This window comes from Aequorivita marisscotiae, from assembly GCF_029814825.1.
GTDB lineage: Bacteria > Bacteroidota > Bacteroidia > Flavobacteriales > Flavobacteriaceae > Aequorivita > Aequorivita marisscotiae.
In genome coordinates this window covers 1,265,183-1,284,476 of the sequence record NZ_CP122379.1, presented here as the reverse complement: position 1 = coordinate 1,284,476, position 19,294 = coordinate 1,265,183, and the positions used below count along the sequence as shown (strand labels likewise).

Annotated in this window: 14 protein-coding genes; 9 read left to right on the top strand and 5 right to left on the bottom strand. The window is 37.6% G+C overall.

The window, feature by feature from the left end:
- Nucleotides 1-41: 41 nt before the first annotated feature.
- The 3 genes from QCQ61_RS05975 (at nucleotide 42) to QCQ61_RS05965 (ending at nucleotide 2,396) form a co-directional block, all read left to right on the top strand.
- Nucleotides 42-1,838 carry a chloride channel protein gene (locus tag QCQ61_RS05975; RefSeq protein ID WP_279450239.1) on the top strand — a complete coding sequence of 599 codons (1,797 nt, stop codon included), beginning with the start codon at nucleotides 42-44 and terminating at the stop codon, nucleotides 1,836-1,838.
- 19 nt (nucleotides 1,839-1,857) lie between these two features.
- Entirely contained in the window at nucleotides 1,858-2,103 is a 246-nt protein-coding gene (locus tag QCQ61_RS05970) for a hypothetical protein (protein WP_279449858.1), read from the top strand.
- A gap of 95 nt (nucleotides 2,104-2,198) precedes the next feature.
- Complete coding sequence (locus QCQ61_RS05965; protein ID WP_279449857.1) at nucleotides 2,199-2,396, top strand: cold-shock protein; 198 nt, start codon at nucleotides 2,199-2,201, stop codon at nucleotides 2,394-2,396.
- Nucleotides 2,397-2,478: 82 nt separating this feature from the next.
- On the opposite strand, the gene QCQ61_RS05960 is transcribed toward QCQ61_RS05965, so the two are convergent.
- A complete protein-coding gene (locus QCQ61_RS05960) occupies nucleotides 2,479-2,925 on the bottom strand; it encodes a nucleoside deaminase (RefSeq protein WP_279450238.1) in 447 nt (148 codons plus the stop codon).
- 107 nt (nucleotides 2,926-3,032) lie between these two features.
- Between QCQ61_RS05960 and QCQ61_RS05955 the strand changes: the two genes are divergently transcribed.
- On the top strand, nucleotides 3,033-4,811 hold the full coding sequence (locus QCQ61_RS05955; protein WP_279449856.1) for a 1-deoxy-D-xylulose-5-phosphate synthase: 1,779 nt from the start codon (nucleotides 3,033-3,035) through the stop codon (nucleotides 4,809-4,811).
- 50 nt (nucleotides 4,812-4,861) lie between these two features.
- Here QCQ61_RS05955 and QCQ61_RS05950 read toward each other — a convergent pair whose 3' ends face one another.
- Together QCQ61_RS05950 and QCQ61_RS05945 are read right to left on the bottom strand one after the other, a co-directional pair.
- Nucleotides 4,862-7,465 carry a T9SS-dependent M36 family metallopeptidase gene (locus QCQ61_RS05950; protein WP_279449855.1) on the bottom strand — a complete coding sequence of 868 codons (2,604 nt, stop codon included), beginning with the start codon at nucleotides 7,463-7,465 and terminating at the stop codon, nucleotides 4,862-4,864.
- A 162-nt stretch (nucleotides 7,466-7,627) separates the two neighbouring features.
- The gene (locus QCQ61_RS05945) at nucleotides 7,628-8,959 is read right to left on the bottom strand and encodes a deoxyguanosinetriphosphate triphosphohydrolase (protein WP_279450237.1); all 1,332 of its coding nucleotides are present in this window, start codon (nucleotides 8,957-8,959) and stop codon (nucleotides 7,628-7,630) included.
- 173 nt (nucleotides 8,960-9,132) lie between these two features.
- Between QCQ61_RS05945 and QCQ61_RS05940 the strand changes: the two genes are divergently transcribed.
- Together QCQ61_RS05940 and QCQ61_RS05935 are read left to right on the top strand one after the other, a co-directional pair.
- A complete protein-coding gene (locus QCQ61_RS05940; RefSeq protein WP_279449854.1) occupies nucleotides 9,133-11,907 on the top strand; it encodes a TonB-dependent receptor in 2,775 nt (924 codons plus the stop codon).
- A 33-nt stretch (nucleotides 11,908-11,940) separates the two neighbouring features.
- Nucleotides 11,941-12,954: a hypothetical protein gene (locus QCQ61_RS05935; RefSeq protein ID WP_279449853.1), complete on the top strand. Its 1,014-nt coding sequence runs from the start codon at nucleotides 11,941-11,943 to the stop codon at nucleotides 12,952-12,954.
- A gap of 89 nt (nucleotides 12,955-13,043) precedes the next feature.
- Here the strand turns inward: QCQ61_RS05935 and QCQ61_RS05930 are convergent, their stop codons facing one another.
- A complete protein-coding gene (locus QCQ61_RS05930) occupies nucleotides 13,044-13,379 on the bottom strand; it encodes a toxin-antitoxin system YwqK family antitoxin (RefSeq protein ID WP_279449852.1) in 336 nt (111 codons plus the stop codon).
- Between the two features lie 491 nt (nucleotides 13,380-13,870).
- Between QCQ61_RS05930 and QCQ61_RS05925 the strand changes: the two genes are divergently transcribed.
- Entirely contained in the window at nucleotides 13,871-14,980 is a 1,110-nt protein-coding gene (locus tag QCQ61_RS05925) for a porin (protein WP_279449851.1), read from the top strand.
- Nucleotides 14,981-15,059: 79 nt separating this feature from the next.
- Complete coding sequence (locus QCQ61_RS05920) at nucleotides 15,060-17,303, top strand: inorganic phosphate transporter (RefSeq protein WP_279449850.1); 2,244 nt, start codon at nucleotides 15,060-15,062, stop codon at nucleotides 17,301-17,303.
- Between the two features lie 102 nt (nucleotides 17,304-17,405).
- Here the strand turns inward: QCQ61_RS05920 and serS are convergent, their stop codons facing one another.
- Nucleotides 17,406-18,677, bottom strand: coding sequence for a serine--tRNA ligase (gene serS / locus QCQ61_RS05915; RefSeq protein WP_279449849.1), 1,272 nt, complete (start codon nucleotides 18,675-18,677; stop codon nucleotides 17,406-17,408).
- A 247-nt stretch (nucleotides 18,678-18,924) separates the two neighbouring features.
- Here serS and QCQ61_RS05910 point away from each other — a divergent pair, with 247 nt between their 5' ends.
- Entirely contained in the window at nucleotides 18,925-19,278 is a 354-nt protein-coding gene (locus tag QCQ61_RS05910; RefSeq protein WP_279449848.1) for a 3D domain-containing protein, read from the top strand.
- Nucleotides 19,279-19,294 lie beyond the last annotated feature (16 nt).

Below are 19,294 nucleotides of genomic sequence, written 5' to 3'. Positions count from 1 at the left end.
TAAAAATCCTGCAAATGCAGGATTTTTTGATAGCTTTAGGGATGCCAACGCAAAAACGCAACGTACTAACCCGGTTTTTAATCTGGAGGATTAAACACATACCGCATAAGCAGTTTGTTTTTATTCTAGCTATTGCTGTTGGACTTCTGGCAGGTATTGGAGCGGTAATCTTAAAAAACCTAACCCACCTGATTCAAAATTTATTGCAGGGAAAGCTTATTGCTCATTATCAGACAGCATTCTATTTTATTTTTCCGCTTATCGGACTTACATTGGCATATTTGGCAATGCGCTATATTATTCGCCATAAAGTAAGCCATGGAATTCCGTCAACTCTATATGCTATTTCAAAACGCAAAGGATTTATGCGGCCATTTCAAATGTTTGGAAGTTTAATTACCGCGCCCATTACGGTAGGTTTTGGAGGTTCTGTTGGTCTTGAAGGCCCAACAGTGGCCACAGGTGCTGCAATTAGCTCCAACCTAGCGAGGTTTTTCCATATGAACCAACCTACCCGGACACTATTAATTGGCTGCGCGGGTGCGGGAGCTATGTCTGCTATTTTTAAGGCTCCTATCGCTGCTATTATTTTTGCCGTGGAAGTATTTAGCTTGGACCTCACCCTAATTTCTATGGTGCCTCTTCTTTTGGCATCGGTTTCGGCAATTACTACTTCGTATTTCTTTTTAGGATCAGACGTTTTGTTGCCGTTTAATATTACCGAAAAATTTACAATTAACGATATTCCGTTTTACATATTACTGGGATTGGTCGCTTCTATGGTGTCTATTTACTACACGAAGATGTATTCGAAAATTCAGGATTTTTTCGAAAAAATAGCATCGCCTATTAAGCGATTGTTAATTGGTGGGATTGGCCTTGGCATTCTGGTCTATTTTATTCCTCCATTGTATGGCGAAGGTTTCGATATAATAAACAATTTGGTACAAGGAAACCCAAATGCTGCACTGGAAAACAATTTTTTCAATTTAGATCTTTCCAGTATTTGGGTGGTTATTTTGTTGTTAGCAGGATTGGTTGTGTTTAAAATTATAGCAAGTGCCTTAACTTTTGGCGCAGGAGGTGTTGGGGGTATTTTTGCACCAACGCTATTTATGGGAAGTATTATGGGGAATTGTTTTGCGAAAATTCTCAATAATATCGGCCTATTGAATAATCCCGTTTCAGAAAGTAATTTTACGTTAGTTGGAATGACGGGGCTAATGGCTGGGGTTCTTCATGCACCATTAACAGCTATATTTTTAATTGCCGAAGTTACCGGTGGGTACGAACTGTTTATCCCGCTAATGGTTACGGCTGCCATTTCATTTTCACTGACAAAATTTTTTATTCCACATTCCGTTTATACAATGGAACTCGGACGAAAAGGAGATCTTATTACCCACGACAAAGATCATGCAGTGCTAACCTTAATGGATATTGAAACAGTTATAGAGCGCGATTTTATAGTTATTTATCCCAAAATGACCCTTGGCGAAATGGTACATCAAGCGGTGGTTAAATCTAAAAGAAATCTCTTTCCGGTACTCAGTAAAGATTCCAATACATTGGAAGGTATAATTCTGCTGGACGATCTGCGGCCCATTATGTTCGATCAAAAGTTATACGACAAAATAAGTGCGCGCGAATTAATGCACAATCCACCAGGAGTAATAGATTTGCACAAAGATAAAATGACCGAGGTAATGAAAAAATTTCAAGACACGGGAGCCTGGAACCTACCGGTTATAAATGACGGAAAATATTACGGTTTCGTTTCAAAATCGAAATTACTTACCGCTTATCGCCGAAAACTAATAGATTTTTCAACTAAATAATTTTGAAAACCATTCTTCTATGAAATACATTCTTATCGTATTATTTTTTGCTGTACTCATTGGTCTAGGCACTGGCTTTTATATTAAATTGAATGACGAGGCCACTGGAAATTTAATTATCGGACTTAGTTTAATGGCCGGATTTTTTTTATTAATGCCACTATTTATTTACCACAGATGGAAAAATAGAAGTGTTAAAGACTATATGCTTACCAAAGAAAATATAAAAAAAATGCAGGATTATCAAAAAGATAAAAAGATATAAATGCATTGTATGTTTCAAAATTTTTTGATTTCGTTAACACTTAAAATCAAAAAATTATACATTTGTACTTAATCAATAATTATTTTTTATTTAAAATGGAAGGAACAGTAAAATTTTTTAACGAATCTAAAGGCTATGGTTTTATCACTAACGATGAAACTGGAAAAGACATTTTTGTACACGTAACCGGCTTAAATGGTGAAGCGCTAAACGAAGGCGACAAAGTAGAATATGTTGAAGAAGAAGGTCGAAAAGGAACTGTTGCGGCTCAAGTTCGCGTTATTCACGATTAAGGAATAACTAAAGATTTGTAAAAAGCCTTTCATTTTCTGGAGGGCTTTTTTGTTGGTACTAAAGCACGATAGCTTGTAACACTTATTTAGATCTTTTTTCTATAAAAAATTGCTTTAACAACTGCGAAGATTCCGCAGCCAAAACTCCTCCCGTCATTACAGTTTTTGGATGTAGCCTCGTATTTAATGCTATACATCCCCGCTGTTCATCCCTAGCCCCATACACAATTTTCGAAATTTGGCTCCAAAACAAAGCTCCTGCACACATTTGGCAGGGCTCAATTGTTACATAAAGCGTGCAATCTAGTAAATACTTACCTCCCAAGTAATTTGCCGCTGCAGTTATAGCTTGCATTTCGGCGTGGGCGGTTACATCATTTAAAGTTTCGGTTAGGTTATGCGAACGGGCAATAATCTGATTGTTTATTACAATTACCGCCCCGATAGGAATTTCGTCTTTTTCATAGGCCATTTCAGCTTCTTGCAAGGCGCGTTTCATAAAATAAGTGTCGTCTAAGGGATCTATTATACTCAAGATTTCAGTTTTTAAATCGGCTTTATAAAAAACGAAATTACGAATTAACAAATTAACGAATTCATCAATTAACAAATTCCCATAAACTGTATCTTTACAGCGTGCGAAAAAACATATTAAATACCATTAATTTTCCAAAAGATCTGCGAAAAATTCCGAAGGAAAATTTACCACAGTTAGCCAAAGAGCTACGTGAATTTATCATAAATATTATTGCTACAAAAGAAGGCCACTTAGGCGCAAGTCTTGGTGTTGTGGAACTTACTATTGCACTTCACTATGTGTTTAACACGCCCGATGATGTTTTGGTGTGGGATGTTGGCCACCAAGCTTACGGACATAAAATTTTAACAGGCAGAAAAGAAATTTTCCACACCAATAGGCAGTTGGGAGGTATTAGCGGTTTCCCAAAAAGAGCCGAAAGTAATTATGATACTTTTGGCGTAGGGCATAGTAGTACTGCAATTTCGGCAGCCTTGGGAATGGCAATTGCCTCGCGATTAAACGGCGAAAATACCCGACAGCATATTGCCGTTGTTGGCGATGCCTCGATTGCTAGCGGCATGGCTTTTGAAGCCTTAAACCACGCAGGGGTTACCGATACAAATCTTTTGGTAATATTAAACGATAACGCTATTGGCATAGATCCCAGCGTAGGTGCGTTAAAGGAATATTTTACCAAGGTGAAAGGCAAGGGAGCAAAAGATGCCGACAATATATTTGAAGCCTTAAATTTTAATTATACCGGACCCATAGATGGCCACAATTTAAATTTAATAATTTCCGAACTGGAAAGATTAAAAGCGGTTTCGGGTCCAAAAGTGCTTCATTTAATTACTACGAAGGGAAAAGGGCTACGGCAAGCCGAAGAAAACCAAGTAGTGTATCACGCGCCCGGTAAATTTGACGCGCTTACTGGCGATTTGGCACCAAAAAGCAAGCAAATGGAGCCGCCAAAATTCCAAGATGTTTTTGGAAAAACTTTGGTGGAACTGGCGTCGGAAAATGAAAAAATCATAGGTATAACACCAGCAATGCCAACGGGAAGTTCATTAAAATTTATGATGGATGCATTTCCGAAACGCGCCTTTGACGTAGGAATAGCAGAACAACATGCCGTAACCTTTGCAGCGGGTTTAGCTACGCAAGGTTTTTCAGTATTTTGCAATATTTATTCTACCTTTTTACAACGTGCCTACGACCAAGTAATTCACGATGTATGTTTACAAAAAATTCCGGTAATTTTCTGCTTGGATAGAGCTGGAATTGTAGGTGAAGATGGTGCCACCCACCATGGAATATTCGATTTGGCATATTTAAATTGTATTCCGAACCTCATCATTTTTGCGCCCCGCAACGAAATTGAATTGCGGAATATAATGTTTACCGCACAAAACGGGTTGAAACTACCTATATTTATACGATATCCTCGCGGCAAAGGAACTATTCTAAACTGGAAAAAACCATTTAATAAAATTGAAATAGGACTTGCAACGGTGCTACGAGAAGGCAGTGATATTGTAGTTTTGAGCATAGGTACTATGGCAAACAATGTTGTGCGTGCAATAGATATGCTCCCATCTTCACAACAAAATAAAATTGGCCTAGTTGATATTCGGTTTTTAAAACCATTGGACGAAAACTTGCTTCATAAAATTTTCAAACAATATAAAACAATCCTTACTATTGAAGATGGTACTATTCTTGGCGGTTTAGGAACTACGATTGTAACTTTTGCTTCAAAACATAACTATAAAAACCCAATAGAAATTTTAGGAATTCCGGATGTTTTTCCGGAACACGGTTCGGTTGCAGAGCTACAAGACCTTTCGGGTATTTCTTCAGAAAAAATACACAAAACTCTCAAAAAGTATATATAAAAAAAAGAGGCTCTTTCGAACCTCTTTTCTTTTTATTAACTAACTAATAATTAGTTGATAATTAATTTAGTTGTCTGTGAACGATCTCCACTTGAAATTTGCATTAAGTAAATACCGGCATTCAACTGGCTTGCATTTACATTAGCAGAAGTGTGAAGTTCAAGTTGCTGTGTAAACACTTTTCTTCCATTCATATCAAAGATAGAAACAGTTGTTTCGCCTACATCTATACGAGACTTAATAGTAATCTCACCATTTGATGGGTTTGGATAAACTATAAAGTTGTTTTCTAAGGTTCCGTTATCAGAAGTACCCAAGATACAATCTACCGGCACATCAAATGCTTCAGTACCGTCGGCTCTACTATTAGAGCTTCCTTGCGTAGCACTTAAACCAAGACCTCTTTTTGCAAAGGCTCTCCAAATAATACATCTGTTAGCACCGCCATTAGCAATTAAATCTGCTTCAAGGATAGCATCACGACCGTCTATAAAACCTGGACTACATGGTTGCAATTTCATACCGTCAAGTATAAGTTGCATAGATATATTGTTTCCGCCTGTTCCGTTGTAAAGATCGGCATCAAAACCGTGTTCATCTATCAAGTCCCAAGTTAAATCCCACAACATTGTGGCCCAAACCGAACCAACACCGTGAGGAACAGATTGTGTTTTAATATCGTCATAGGTAAAATCGTTTACCGCAAAGTCTGAACTGTATGGCTTTGTTCTTAATCCCATACCCGCAACACCTTGTCCCAGTGCATAGGTTCCCGTTCCACGTGCGTCAAATCTGGTATCGCCAGGTTTCATTGTTAAAATAAAACCTAGATAATCGCTCCATCCTTCACCCATTTGTTCTTGATTCTGAAGACAACCGGCAGATAAACGGCCACCCGTTAAACGGTTAGAAACACCGTGTCCATATTCGTGAGCAACAATACCATTATCTAAATCGCCATCGCGTTGAAAGTTATCGGTACCCGATCCATCATCAACCAACGTAGCGTTTATTGTATCTCCGTTTAAAAGCGAAGCAATAAGTGCTTCTCCATCTGTTTTGTAAATCATAAGAGCAGGAATTGTAATTTGTGTACCATTACCGCCCATTACAATAGGATCTGTCGGAACATCGTTAACGATAATTACCGCTATGGCACCTTCGTTTTGTGCATTGAGCACCTTTACGGTAAAGTTACATTCACCTCTTCTAATAACAGCTATTTTTCCTGTTATTGCTCCACCATTCGTAATATTATCACATCCGTCATTTGCATCGGTTGAAGGTCCAGAGTTATCATCCTCTACAACTACAAGATCTGCAGTTATTGGTGTGGTTGTAAGTGGTGGCGCAAAGTTAGAATCCATGGCGTAATACTGTCCAGCCAATGGCCCATTGTTTACTGTTAAAAACGTACCTAATACAGTACCCGGAGCGCTCCATAAATACATCTGCATTCTTGGTGCACCACCGTCTGGAGGAGTTCCAAAGTTTGCGTTATTAATTCCGCTTCCATCTTGTGCATCTGCAAAAACATAATCGCCTGCACCTGGGGCACCGGTATAGTTATTTACCTGGAAATTACCGCTTGCTTCATCAAAACCGTAGTGGTACATAACATCGTGCATCATATTATTCATATAGAATAAATTGGTTATTGCACCATCGGTAAATGCATTCGGGTGTTGAGGAAGATTAAAAGGAAAATCAAAAGTAAGGGTTGGCCCACCTTCTGCTCTTGCACCAGATCCGTTGTTACCATTTTTATCTTCCTGAGCAATTACATTGTTACCACGAGTGTAAGTAAATTCTTCTCCAGCAACGCCGTCTATATCGTGCCATCCGTAAGGAGAGGCAACCGCATCTGAAGGGTCGTTAATTAGTTGGTCTGCGCCATTGTGCGGCCCTAATTGTGGCAATGGAAAAACGCGATACGTTGCATTAGCCAAAGTAGTAATAGGCATGCTGGCTTCACTTTTGGTACCTTCTAATATGCTTCTGGTACTTGTGTGTGAATGCGCTTCCGATCCAAAATTACAACTTACAACCCAGTCCATTGTTTCTAACAATTCGCCAGTCATAGCATCAATGCGTACGCTGTAGTAATGCGAAGCATCTAATAAAGAAATACTTAGATCCCAAGCTAGCTTTAAAGTGCCAGATTCTTCCATTTTTTGATACACCAATTCAACAGGAATATTTTCCAAAGAAATTGATCCATTAGAGAAAATGTAGCTGTGGTCTGAAACAGTTTCTAGCAAATTTAAATTTGTAGGACTCTGTAAACCCAAAGCAGTGGCGGCTTTAGCTATCGCGTTCACCGCAGAAATAGAAGGAGTAGTACTATTTACTTTTGCCGAAATATTTTCGATAAAAGAAACTTTAGCACTGTAAACCGCTCCATCCTTAATTACAAAAGGAGAGGTAGAATTAAAAACTTTTATTCCTTGGTGGCGCTGTTCTACATATACATTATGCGCCTGCATATTTTTTGAAAAACTCTGCGAAGCAATTGTTACATCCGCAATATCCTGCGGTTGTAGCGAATGCATCGATCGATTTTGCTGAAGGTACGTTTTTACCAAATTGTTGTAATCCTGCGCATAGGTTACATTTACAACAAAAATGATAAGTAAGTAAAGAACTTTTTTCATAAGCTTTAAATTAAATTTTAGGTGGTTTTAGTTTAGAAATAATCTTTCTAGAAATGTTGTTAAAATTCCCTCAAATAAAAGGAATGCTAAAAATATCATAAATTGCCAATATATCAGCCCAATCGGCACTATTTAACATTTAACATCGGTCTAAAGAGATACTTAGTGCATCTCTCCTTTTATTTTCTGAAAAATTTGAAGCGCATTGCCATCCGTTAATCGCGAAATATAATTGCAACATTCCATTAAGTAATTATACACAGAAACCGAAGTATCTACTTGAAAATCTATTGTTCGAAGTAAAAGTAAATCGTATTGTCGTTCGCTATTATTGCTCAGATTTTCAAATGCTGTTGTAAAATTTTCCAACAGGGTCGTTAATATATTGTAGCCAGCAATTTCCTTTTCGGTAACTTCGGCGCTTTGGTACACTTTTTCAATGCTAATTTTTATAATATCGGCAATTTGCACTTTGTACTTACTTTTGTCGAGTAACGCTTCAGAAAAAGTGCCTTTTAAAATTTCTTCTTCATTATCAATAAAAATTTCCGCAGCTTCTGAAATTAAAGTGTTTATGGCTAGCGCTCGCAAATAGGCCAATCTATCCTGCGATGTTTTTAACGCCGAATAAACATCTTTCTTTAATGTAGCGCGTACTAAGTTTATTAAATATTCCAAGGCAATGTCTTCATCTATTAGCCCCAGGTTTATTCCGTCTTCAAAATCTATTAAGGTGTAGCAAATATCATCGGCAGCTTCGACCAAGTACGTTAACGGATGGCGTGAATACCTACCGTTTCCTTGATTTAAAAGTCCTAAGTCTGAAACTACTTCCTCAAAGAAAGTAGTGTCGCTTTGAAAAACGCCAAATTTTTTATCGGCAACGTGTGTGGTGGGTTTGTGAGGCAACGATTGTTTTGGGTATTTCATAAATGCGCCCAACGTGGCAAAAGTAAGCCGAAGACCTCCTTCCACTCCATTTTTAGACTGCGTTAAAATTTTAAATCCATTGGCATTGCCTTCAAAAGCAACTAAATCCTGATATTGTTTTTCGGTGAGTTTATCTTTAAAACGTTTGCCGTTTCCGTTTAAAAAGTAATCGCCAATTGCTTTTTCACCACTGTGTCCAAAAGGAGGGTTGCCTATATCATGTGCAAGCGCCGCCGCCGCAACAATGGCTCCAAAATCGTTAAATTGAAACCCGTGCACATTTTGCAATTGGGGATGCTTTTTTAAAATTGCTTTACCCACCGTTCGGCCCAAAGAGCGGCCTACGACCGATACTTCCAAACTATGGGTTAAGCGCGTATGTACAAAGGAGGTTTTAGACAATGGAATAACCTGCGTCTTGTCCTGTAAACTTCGGAATGCCGCCGAAAAAATTACACGGTCGTAGTCTACCTCAAACCCCAACCGAGTTTCGTCTTCTTCAATCCTAAGTCTTTTGTTTTTATCTCCCTGCTTTTTTAGTGAAAGCAGCTGTTCCCATTGCATCATAATATGTAAAAATTTGGTAGGCAAGATACTATTTTCAGGAGGCAATTCAATCATTTTTTTTCAATTGACTTAACATATAGCTAACCCTAACTTGACTAATTGGTAATGGCCAATTAACACAATTTTTACACACGCCTGGTTTCTTTGCACCAACAAATCAAACGACAAAAATGAAAACAATTTTAAAACTAACTTTTTACTTTGTTACCGCAATAACCTTTGCGCAGCAAAATGGAACAATTGCGGGAAAACTTACCGATACGCAATACAATAATGAACCACTACCTTTTGCAAACGTTTTTATTAAAGGAACTACAATAGGCGTAACTTCAGATTTTGACGGCTTATATAAAATTGGGAATTTAAAACCCGGAATTTACAACTTAGTATTTAGCTATGTGGGATACGAAACGGTTGAAATCCCCCATGTAGAAGTTACTGCAAACAATGTTACTAATATAGATGTACCCATGAAAGCGAGTGCCGCTGCCCTCGATGAAGTAATAATTAAAACGCAGGTACGTAGAGAAAGTGAAGTAGCATTATTGCTTGAGCAAAAGAAAGCTACAACTATTATAGAAAGTATTGGCGCCGAACAATTGTCTAAACTAGGAGTTTCAAATGCTGCTGGTGCCACAACCAAAATTTCGGGTGTTTCAAAAACCGACGGTAATGGCGATGTTTTTGTACGCGGCCTAGGGGATAGGTATTTATCCACCACTTTAAACGGTCTTCCTATTCCTTCAGATAATATTGAAAGAAAAAACATAAATCTCAACCTTTTTCCTACCCGTTTAATTGAAAGTATTGATATAAGTAAAACTACCTCGCCAAAACTATCGGCAGATCAAGCTTCGGGAAATATTGATATAAATACTAAACAACTTTCAAAACGCTCACTTTTATCGGCCAGCGCAAGCACTTCAATAAATACCAATGTTACAAGCAATGGTGTATTTAACAATTTTAAAGTATCGCCAAATTACCGAGATGTTTCATTTGGTTTTTACAACAAAAATACTGCTACAAGTAGGGCTATTGTAGCACAAAGCTGGAACCCACAAATTGAAGATTTCCCTATAAACAAATCGTTTTCTTTAAGTGTTGGGAAGCGGCTTGGCGATAAGCTTAGCCTTTTATTTACTGCAGGGCAGTCTGAAAACTTTGAATATAGCAAAGGCGCCTTTGCCCAATACCGCTCAAACTATTTAGACGACATGATTCCCGATGCAATAAATTGGAAAAAAGAAGTAGCAACTTCTGGCTTATTTCACCTTAGGTTTAGAGCAAATGACAACAACAATTTAAAGTTCAACTCACTATTAATTAATAAGATTGAAGACGAAGTTTTTGAGGGTGGCCGCGCTGGCGAAGCCGTAATTTACGAAGAAACCGATCCCGAAGAAGGCCTATCACAATTTATTCGAGACCAAAATTTAAAGAAGACTTTGCTCTCTGTAACGCAACTTAGTGGTGAGCACAACTTTGGTGAAAAAAATGAAGTGCAGTGGGCCGCTGGCTACAATTATTTAAGCGCAGACGAGCCTAACCGTATTAGAAACGAAGTTAATTTTAACGATCAAATTGTCCAACTTGGACGCACCGGTGGTTTTCAACAGCGCAAAAGTGTTCAAAAAATTGAAGGTATTGAATACAATGCGCGCTTAAATGGTGTATTTAAAATTATTGACCAAGAAAAAGATCAATTTTATATTAATGCAGGAGCTACTCACAGAAATAAAAGCCGCGATTTTGGTTCGCAATTTTTTGGGGTAGAAGAAACCATCACCAACGCTGTAAACCCTTCATCGATTGATGATATTTCAGAAATTTTTACGTCACAAAACTTCAACAATGGACTTTTAAAACGAAACTCGCTGTCGCCCGATTTTTATCGCGGTGAATTAAATAGCACTGCGGGTTATGCCAATTTTACGGGTGTTCGTGGCAACTTCACCTTACAAGCCGGATTGCGATTTCAGACCGATAATATTTTTGTGAATTGGGATGTAAATAACTACGCAGGACGCATTGGTGATGTATCAAAAGATTACAACCGAATATTTCCATCGTTTAATATAAAATACAATTTGAGCGAAAAGCACAGCATCCGTTTTGCTAATAGCTATACAACTACACTTCCCGAATTTAAAGAAATTGCTCCTTTTGAATATGTTTCGCCAGTTGGGCAAGTTACCCGTGGAAACCCAAATATTGAGGCTTCCTTAAACAGAAACTTCGATTTAAAGTGGGAGTTTTTTCCTTCGCGCGATCAATTGCTGTCACTTACCGGATTTTACAAGTTAATTGAAGACCCTATTAATAAAGTGCAAGACAGAGGTTCGGCAGGAGTATTTTCATATTTCAATGCAGGCGATGAAGCAACTGTGTACGGTTTTGAAGTTGAAAGCCGTATAAATTTAATTTCGGGCGACGAACAACCAAATTTAAAACTAAATGTAAATGCTTCAAGAATGTGGCATAAACAAGATTTAAAAGAAGTGTATGACAACGCAGGTAATTTTGTAAGAACATTTCGGTACAAAGGATTAACTGAAACCGGCCTACAAGGAGCTTCAGATTGGATAGTAAACGGAGCTTTAAATTTTAATACCAATACAAACAATCCCTTTGAGGCAACACTTTCTGCCAATTATGCCTCCGATAGAATTTACGCCTTGGGCGCCCCCGAGTTCCAATCGTCTGGCGATGTAAATTACAACGATGCCATCGTGGAAAATGGCGTTGTAACCCTCGATTTAATTCTGAAGAAAAAACTAACCAAAAATTTAAAAATAGGTGTTTCAGGAAAAAATATTTTAAACCCCCAAATAAAAAGAACCCAACTAATAAAACCGAGTACTACAAATATTGAAACTAAAGAAACGGTTCTCTCTTACACCCGTGGTACGCGCTTAGGCTTAAATATCAACTATACTTTTTAACAACAAATGTCTAATTTAAATTAAAACCAAAAAATGAAAAACTTTAAGAAATTTGCAATTACACTTGCCGCAATAAACGCGATATTCTTTGTAGGATGTAGCAGTGATGACGACTTTACTCCAATTGAAGAAGAGCCGGTAGAAAACACCGAACTTAATGGCGCTTTAACATCTGATAGAATTTTGGATGCAAACCTTCAATATTCGGTTACTGGACCGTATTTGGTAAAATCTGGTGTTAAACTTACCATTCCCGCAGGAACTGTAATAGTTTCTCAAAATGGAACAGACCGATATATTGCCGTAGAACAAGGAGGAAAGATTGATATTCAAGGCACTTCTTCAAACCCTGTTATTATGCGCTCAGAAGGCAACTCAGCTGGTGACTGGGGCGGATTATTACTTTGCGGAAAAGCAACAACCACCGAAGGCGTAAATGTAACCGCCGAAGTAGGCGGCCTAATTTACGGCGGTACTGATGACACCGATAACTCGGGAAGTATTAACTACTTAATTATTCGTGGCGCGGGTGCTCAAATAAATTCAGAATCGCAATACAACGGGCTTACCCTTTACGCGGTAGGTTCGGGAACTTCAATCTCGAATGTTGCCGTTATTGATGGTGCCGATGACGGAATTGAGTTTTTTGGCGGAACTGTTTCGGCATCAAACCTTTACTTTGAAAACAACGAAGATGACTCAGTAGACTGGACAGAAGGCTGGAATGGCACCATTACCAATACGTATGTAAGCCACACCAAACCATTTTCAACAGCTATTGAAGCCGATGGCGACAACGGCAACCCAAAAGTTATAAACTTTACAGCGGTTTCAACTGTTGACGGAACGGCGCTTCAGTTTAAAAAACAATCTGGTGCAACTTTTACAAATATCCATTTAAGTGGATACTCTAAAAATGTAGATATGAAAGATGATGGCCCGATTGAAAATGTAATTGTAGATAACACACCATTAACTTCGCCAGAAGACGATGTGTTTAACGGTACTCAAGTAGATATTACTGGATGGAATTGGATTAGCAACTAATACTAACGTAGTCTACGTTAACAAAAAGGGTCTCTAAAATTAGAGACCTTTTTTTGTTTATAGCATTCTTAAAATAAGAAAATTTAAAATTAGTTTTCAATTTTAAGGGTGGTAACCTTTGCAATTCGCGAGGCTACAAACGAAACTTCTTGTAAAATATCATCTTGATAAAAAAACCATGTTCCCACTTTTTCCCCATCTTTATAAGTTGCAACTGCTGTTTTATTACCTTGCAAGTCGTAGCTTATCCATTGGCCCGTAGGTTTGTTATCCTTCGTGTAATAGCCAGTTTGTGCCAAACTTCCATCTTGGTTGTAAATTGTAGCCTTTATTAAATTACCGTGAATTACATATTCATTTTTATTTTGAGCAACCACAACAGTTGATATAAATACAACAAGTAATAAACTGATTATCTTTTTCATAGGGTTGAATTTTTACTATTTATAACAATCAAATTTAAAGAATTAACACATAAGAAACAATTTAGAAACATTAACTTAACATTAAAGCTATAACTACTTGATTTTTAGTTGTTTGAAATTAATGGCGTTTAAAAAAATTTTCAATTTAATGATTTGATAAACTTCGCTTCATATACACCCGAAATACATTTATTTTATTTGTAAAAGCCTATTTTTATAGGGTATTTTTGAAATCGTTTAGTTTTTGTCGACTAGATTTTCAAACAAGGCTGTTCAATCTGGACAGCCTTTTTTCATATAAAATAAAATTCGAAATATAGACACGCTTAACATTACGGAAACATTAAATTGCAGTTAAATTAAGTTCTTTGCACCGACAAAAACTATAAACGATTTATTCAATGTTATCAAAAGCTACATTCGTAATTAGCTTATTGTTCGTTGTTTGCGTATCTCAAGCTCAAATTAGCGCCCCAAAATTTGGAGATGGAATGCTCAAATTTGTAGGAAAAGACAGTACATTTAGTGTAAAGTTTGCCCCGCGAATTCAATTTCGAACTATCTCTACCTGGGATTACGAAGGTGATAAATTTGGCAAACCAGAACACGATTTTTTAATCCGCAAAGCACGGTTAAAATTTAGCGGCTTTGCCTACTCGCCAAAACTTCGCTATAAATTGCAAATTGGGCTTTCCAATTCAGACATAGCAGGGGCTTCAGAATTTACTGGCAATGCACCTCGCATCATTTATGACGCAGTAGTCATGTGGGAAGTTTACAATAATGTAGAACTTTGGGCAGGACAAACCAAACTACCCGGTAATCGTGAAGATGCTACCTCATCGGCCAAATTACAATTTGTTGATCGCTCAAAACTTTCAAAAGTATTTAACTTGGGTAGAGAAATAGGACTTCAACTGCGTCATGAATTTCAACCCTTCAATAACTTCATTATTAGAGAGGCATTTGCAGTTTCGCAAGGCGAAGGTAGAAATGTAATTACAGGAAACCTTGGCGGGATAGAATATACTGGCCGAGTTGAGGTTTTGCCTTTTGGAGCATTCACAAAAAAAGGTGATTATATGGGCGGCGACCTCTATCGCGAAGAAAAACCAAAGCTATCTATTGGCGCTACCTACGATTTAAATGTAGACGCAGTAAAAACACGGAGTAACCAAGGTAGTTACATGCGCAACGACCTTGGGTTTTACAAGACTAATATAAGTACTGTTTTGGTAGATGCATTGTTTAAATACAACGGATTTTCACTAATGGGTGAATACAGTTATCGCGATGCCAAAAATCCAATTGCCACAAATAGCGATGGCTCAACTACCGACTACGAGGTGTATACAGGAGAAGGTATAAATTTTCAAGGTGGTTATGTTTTTCCTTCCAAATGGGAAATAGCTGGAAGATTTACAACCATCAAACCTTCTACGACGTTATCGTTAAATGAAACTCATAATTTTTACACAATTGGTGGGTCTAAATATATTGTAAATCACAATTTAAAAATACAAACAGATTTAACGTATGCAACCGAAGGAAGTAACCGCGATTTTATAGAATATCGATTGGGTTTCGACCTTCATTTTTAAGCTAATTACAGATAACAATTTGGTAACATTAAATCCTATTTTATGTAGGAAATTTGCACCAACTTAATTTAAAATTAAAATGGAAAATCTATATTTATTAATGATAGTTGCACTGGTGGCCTTGGCCATAGCAGATTTGGTTGTGGGCGTTAGCAACGACGCAGTAAATTTCCTAAACTCTGCGGTAGGCTCCAAAGCAATCCCTTACAAATACATCATGATTATTGCCAGTTTGGGTATTTTTATAGGAGCCGTTTTTTCCAGCGGAATGATGGAGGTAGCCCGAAAGGGCATCTTTGTTCCCAGCGAATTTTACTTCGATGAAATTATGATAATTTTTATGGCGGTAATGATAACCGATATCTTACTGCTTGACTTTTTCAATACTATTGGCTTACCTACTTCTACTACTGTATCTATAGTTTTTGAACTTTTAGGTGCCGCCGTAATTATGGCATTAATAAAAATTAGCCACACCGATGGCGAAACATTTTCGGCACTAACTAAATATATAAATACCGAAAAAGCAGTTGAAATTATTATAGGAATTATTCTCTCGGTCGTCATCGCCTTTACAATTGGGGCCATTGTACAATATCTGTCCCGACTTATTTTCACCTTTCATATTGAGCAAAAGATGAAATATTTCGGCGCTATTTTTGGCGGGCTTGCGCTTACTGCAATAAGTTATTTCATATTCATGAAAGGATTAAAAGGCACCCCATTCTACGGTAGCTTTAAGGGAATTGTAGATAACAACACCTTATTTTTAGTAGGAAGTAGTTTTGTTGTGTGGACAATATTTTCGCAATTGTTTATGATGATCTTTAAAAAGAGCATTTTAATAATAGTAATTGCAGTGGGAAGTTTTAGTTTGGCACTGGCCTTTGCCGGAAACGACTTGGTGAATTTTATAGGTGTGCCAATGGCAGCCTATCACAGTTATATAGACTGGTCTGCCTCTGGTGTTGCCGCAACCCAATACAGTATGGCTAGCCTCGAAAACGCAGTGCCCGCCGAGCCCTACTTACTCTTTGCAGCAGGAGCTATTATGGTACTTACATTGTGGTTTTCTAAAAAAGCAAGAACCGTGTCTGATACAGAAATAGATTTAGCGCGTCAAGGCGAAGGCCACGAAAAGTTCAGCCCAAATATGCTGTCTCGTTTTCTGGTAAAATCCAGCACACAAGTAGCAACGTATTTTGAGTTTGTTCTTCCAAAATCGCTCCAAGAGAAAATAGACAAACGTTTTGAAAAGCCGGTTATTGATCTTCCAAAACACAAAACATACGAGCTACCCGCTTTTGATATGATTAGAGCTTCCATAAACCTCGTAGTAGCAGGTATATTAATTGCTTCGGCAACTTCTATGAAATTGCCGCTTTCTACCACATATGTTACGTTTATGGTAGCCATGGGTACGTCTTTAGCCGATAGAGCTTGGGGCCGGGAAAGTGCCGTTTACAGAGTGGCGGGCGTACTTAATGTAATTGGCGGATGGTTCTTTACAGCTTTTGTAGCCTTTGCAGCTGCCGGTACTCTAACCTATTTAATTTACATAGGAAGAGGCGCAATGATAGCTGTGCTTTTATTGTTAGCAATTTTATTATTGGTTAGAAATTATGTTTCGCATAAAAATAAAGTTAAGCTAAAAATGGATAAAAGCGGTTTAAAGAAAACCGAAAGTAAAACCGTACAAGGTATTATTCAGGAAAGTGCTGAAAATATTAGCAATGTAGTTTCACGATCAAATAAAATATATACCGACATGCTCCGTGGTCTTGCAAAACAGGATACCAAAAAATTAAAAAAGAGCAAAAAAGGAGTTAAAAAACTGAACGATGAAGTTGAAGAACTGCGCGATAATATTTTCTATTTTATTAAAAATCTTGATGATACCAGTGTTCGCGGAAGCAACTTCTACATTGTAATTCTGGGGTATTTAACAGATGTAGTGCAATCGTTGGAATTTATTTCAAAAGCTAGTTATAAGCATGTAAACAACAATCACAAGGCACTTCGATTTAATCAAATTAAAGATTTACAGGAAATAGACAGGCACTTGGAACAATTCCTTAATGAAATTGAAGACATATTCAATAAAAAAGAATTTGAACGAATTGGAAGTGTAATTGAAAATAAGGATGAAATCTTTGAAAGCCTTTCCAATAAAATTGAAAAGCAAATAGCCCGTACGCGAACCGAAGAATCCAGTCCTAAAAATACCACATTGTATTTTAGCCTGTTGTTGGAAACTAAAGATTTAGTGAAAGCGTTGATGAGTTTAATGGAGGAATATTACAACAGTTATAAAAAGAAATAGTAAAAACCCAAACCCGCTGTAAACGACAAACCCCAAAGATCTTAAAAATCTTTGGGGTTTTTATTTTAAGTGAAATTAAACCGCAAATACACGGTAAATAAATTAGTCTATAAAATCGAAGCCGCAATAGGGCACCAACACTTCCGGCACTTTAATACCGTCTGCAGTTTGGTAGTTTTCCAATATTCCCGCTAAAACTCTTGGTAGTGCTAAGGCACTTCCGTTTAAGGTGTGCACAAGTTTATTTTTCCCGTCTGTATCTTTAAAGCGAAGTTTTAACCGATTGGCTTGAAAAGTCTCAAAATTTGATACTGAAGAAATTTCCAACCAACGATCCTGCGCTGTTGAAAACACTTCAAAATCATAGGTTAACGCCGAAGTAAAACCTAAATCGCCCCCGCAAAGACGCAGAATTCGGTACGGCAATTTTAATTCGCCTAAAATATCTTTAACATGTTCTACCATGCCGTCCAGCGCTTTGTAAGAATTTTCGGGATGCTCAATACGAACTATTTCCACTTTGTCAAATTGATGCAAACGGTTAAGTCCGCGAACATGCGCGCCATAACTACCAGCTTCTCTTCTAAAACAGGGTGTGTATCCGGTGCAAGTAATAGGCAGATCGGCGTTGTTTAACAATTCGCCCCGAAACATATTTGTAATAGGAACCTCAGCAGTTGGAATCAAGTAAAGATCATCAACTCCCACATGGTACATTTGCCCTTCTTTATCAGGCAATTGTCCTGTTCCGTAACCCGAAGCTTCATTTACCAAAAGTGGCACCTGAAATTCGGTATAGCCAGCGGAGATATTTTTATCTAAAAAATACGTAATAAGTGCGCGTTGCAATCTTGCGCCTTTTCCTTTATAAACCGGAAATCCAGCTCCCGTAACCTTTACACCTAATTCAAAATCTATGAGGTCGTATTTTTTAGCTAGCTCCCAATGCGGCATAGCGCCATCAATAAGTTTGGGAATTTCACCAACTTTTAAAACTTCCTCATTATCATTTTCGTCGGTTCCGGCAGGCACCAAATCATTCGGAATGTTAGGAAGTGTGTAAAGCAATTGCTGCAATTTGTCGGCAGCAGCAAGCATTTGCTCATTTAGTTGTTTAGATGCTTCTTTTAATTCAACTGTTTTTTCCTTTAACTCGTTTGCTTTTTGAACTTCTCCGGATTTAAAAAGTTTCCCAATTTCCTTTGAATAGGAATTGCTCTGCGCCAAAACTTCATCTAATTGTGCCTGAGAAGCGCGACGTTCTTCATCTGCTTTTAAAACTTCTTCCAAAGTAGAATCAGCGTTTATGCCGCGTTTGGCTAAGGCTTTACTGTATTTTTCTTTGTTTTCACGGATGTCGGTTACTTGTAGCATTTGCTTAATTTTTTTGAAGCCGCTAAGTTACAAAAAAAGGACACACAGGTTTTAAGTTTCCACTGCCGGAATACTGTCATAATCAAACAATTTTTAACTATCAGTATAGCAATTAGCATCGCTAGCCCTTTCCCTTGTGCTAAAATTTTTGTATCTTATTAATATGTTGAGATTTAGACACATATTTATAATTTTTTCAATATTTCTGATAATTGGATGTCAAACCAATAAAAAGTCTCAAAAAGAAATGACGTCCTTAACCGTTACCGCAACGGCCTACAATGCAGTAGAACATCAAACTAAAAAGGGGAATAGCCGCAGAGCTGCTTGGGGCGATTTATTGGAAGATGGTATAAAATCCGTTGCTGTATCGCGAGACTTAATTGCGATGGGGCTAGACCACAACGAGGAAATACAAATTGAGGGATTGGAAGGCATCTATATTGTAAAAGATAAGATGAATGGTCGCTGGCGAAGGAAAATAGATATTTTTATGGGGCTGGATGAACAGGCTGCAAAACAATTTGGCAAGCGCGAAGTAAAAATTTATTTCAACAAAAAAGATAAGCCCACCGATAAATTTTCAATACAAGCCAAATAAAATTTTAATTCAACTT

Bases quoted from the DNA above. Each gene is read 5' to 3' on its own strand.
- QCQ61_RS05975 (WP_279450239.1), top strand. From the start codon at position 42: ATGCCAACGCAAAAACGCAACGTACTAACCCGGTTTTTAATCTGGAGG.
- QCQ61_RS05970 (WP_279449858.1), top strand. From the start codon at position 1,858: ATGAAATACATTCTTATCGTATTATTTTTTGCTGTACTCATTGGTCTA.
- QCQ61_RS05965 (WP_279449857.1), top strand. From the start codon at position 2,199: ATGGAAGGAACAGTAAAATTTTTTAACGAATCTAAAGGCTATGGTTTT.
- QCQ61_RS05950 (WP_279449855.1), bottom strand. From the start codon at position 7,465: ATGAAAAAAGTTCTTTACTTACTTATCATTTTTGTTGTAAATGTAACC.
- QCQ61_RS05945 (WP_279450237.1), bottom strand. From the start codon at position 8,959: ATGCAATGGGAACAGCTGCTTTCACTAAAAAAGCAGGGAGATAAAAAC.
- QCQ61_RS05940 (WP_279449854.1), top strand. From the start codon at position 9,133: ATGAAAACAATTTTAAAACTAACTTTTTACTTTGTTACCGCAATAACC.
- QCQ61_RS05935 (WP_279449853.1), top strand. From the start codon at position 11,941: ATGAAAAACTTTAAGAAATTTGCAATTACACTTGCCGCAATAAACGCG.
- QCQ61_RS05930 (WP_279449852.1), bottom strand. From the start codon at position 13,379: ATGAAAAAGATAATCAGTTTATTACTTGTTGTATTTATATCAACTGTT.
- QCQ61_RS05925 (WP_279449851.1), top strand. From the start codon at position 13,871: ATGCTCAAATTTGTAGGAAAAGACAGTACATTTAGTGTAAAGTTTGCC.
- QCQ61_RS05920 (WP_279449850.1), top strand. From the start codon at position 15,060: ATGGAAAATCTATATTTATTAATGATAGTTGCACTGGTGGCCTTGGCC.
- serS (WP_279449849.1), bottom strand. From the start codon at position 18,677: ATGCTACAAGTAACCGACATCCGTGAAAACAAAGAAAAATACAGTAAA.
- QCQ61_RS05910 (WP_279449848.1), top strand. From the start codon at position 18,925: ATGACGTCCTTAACCGTTACCGCAACGGCCTACAATGCAGTAGAACAT.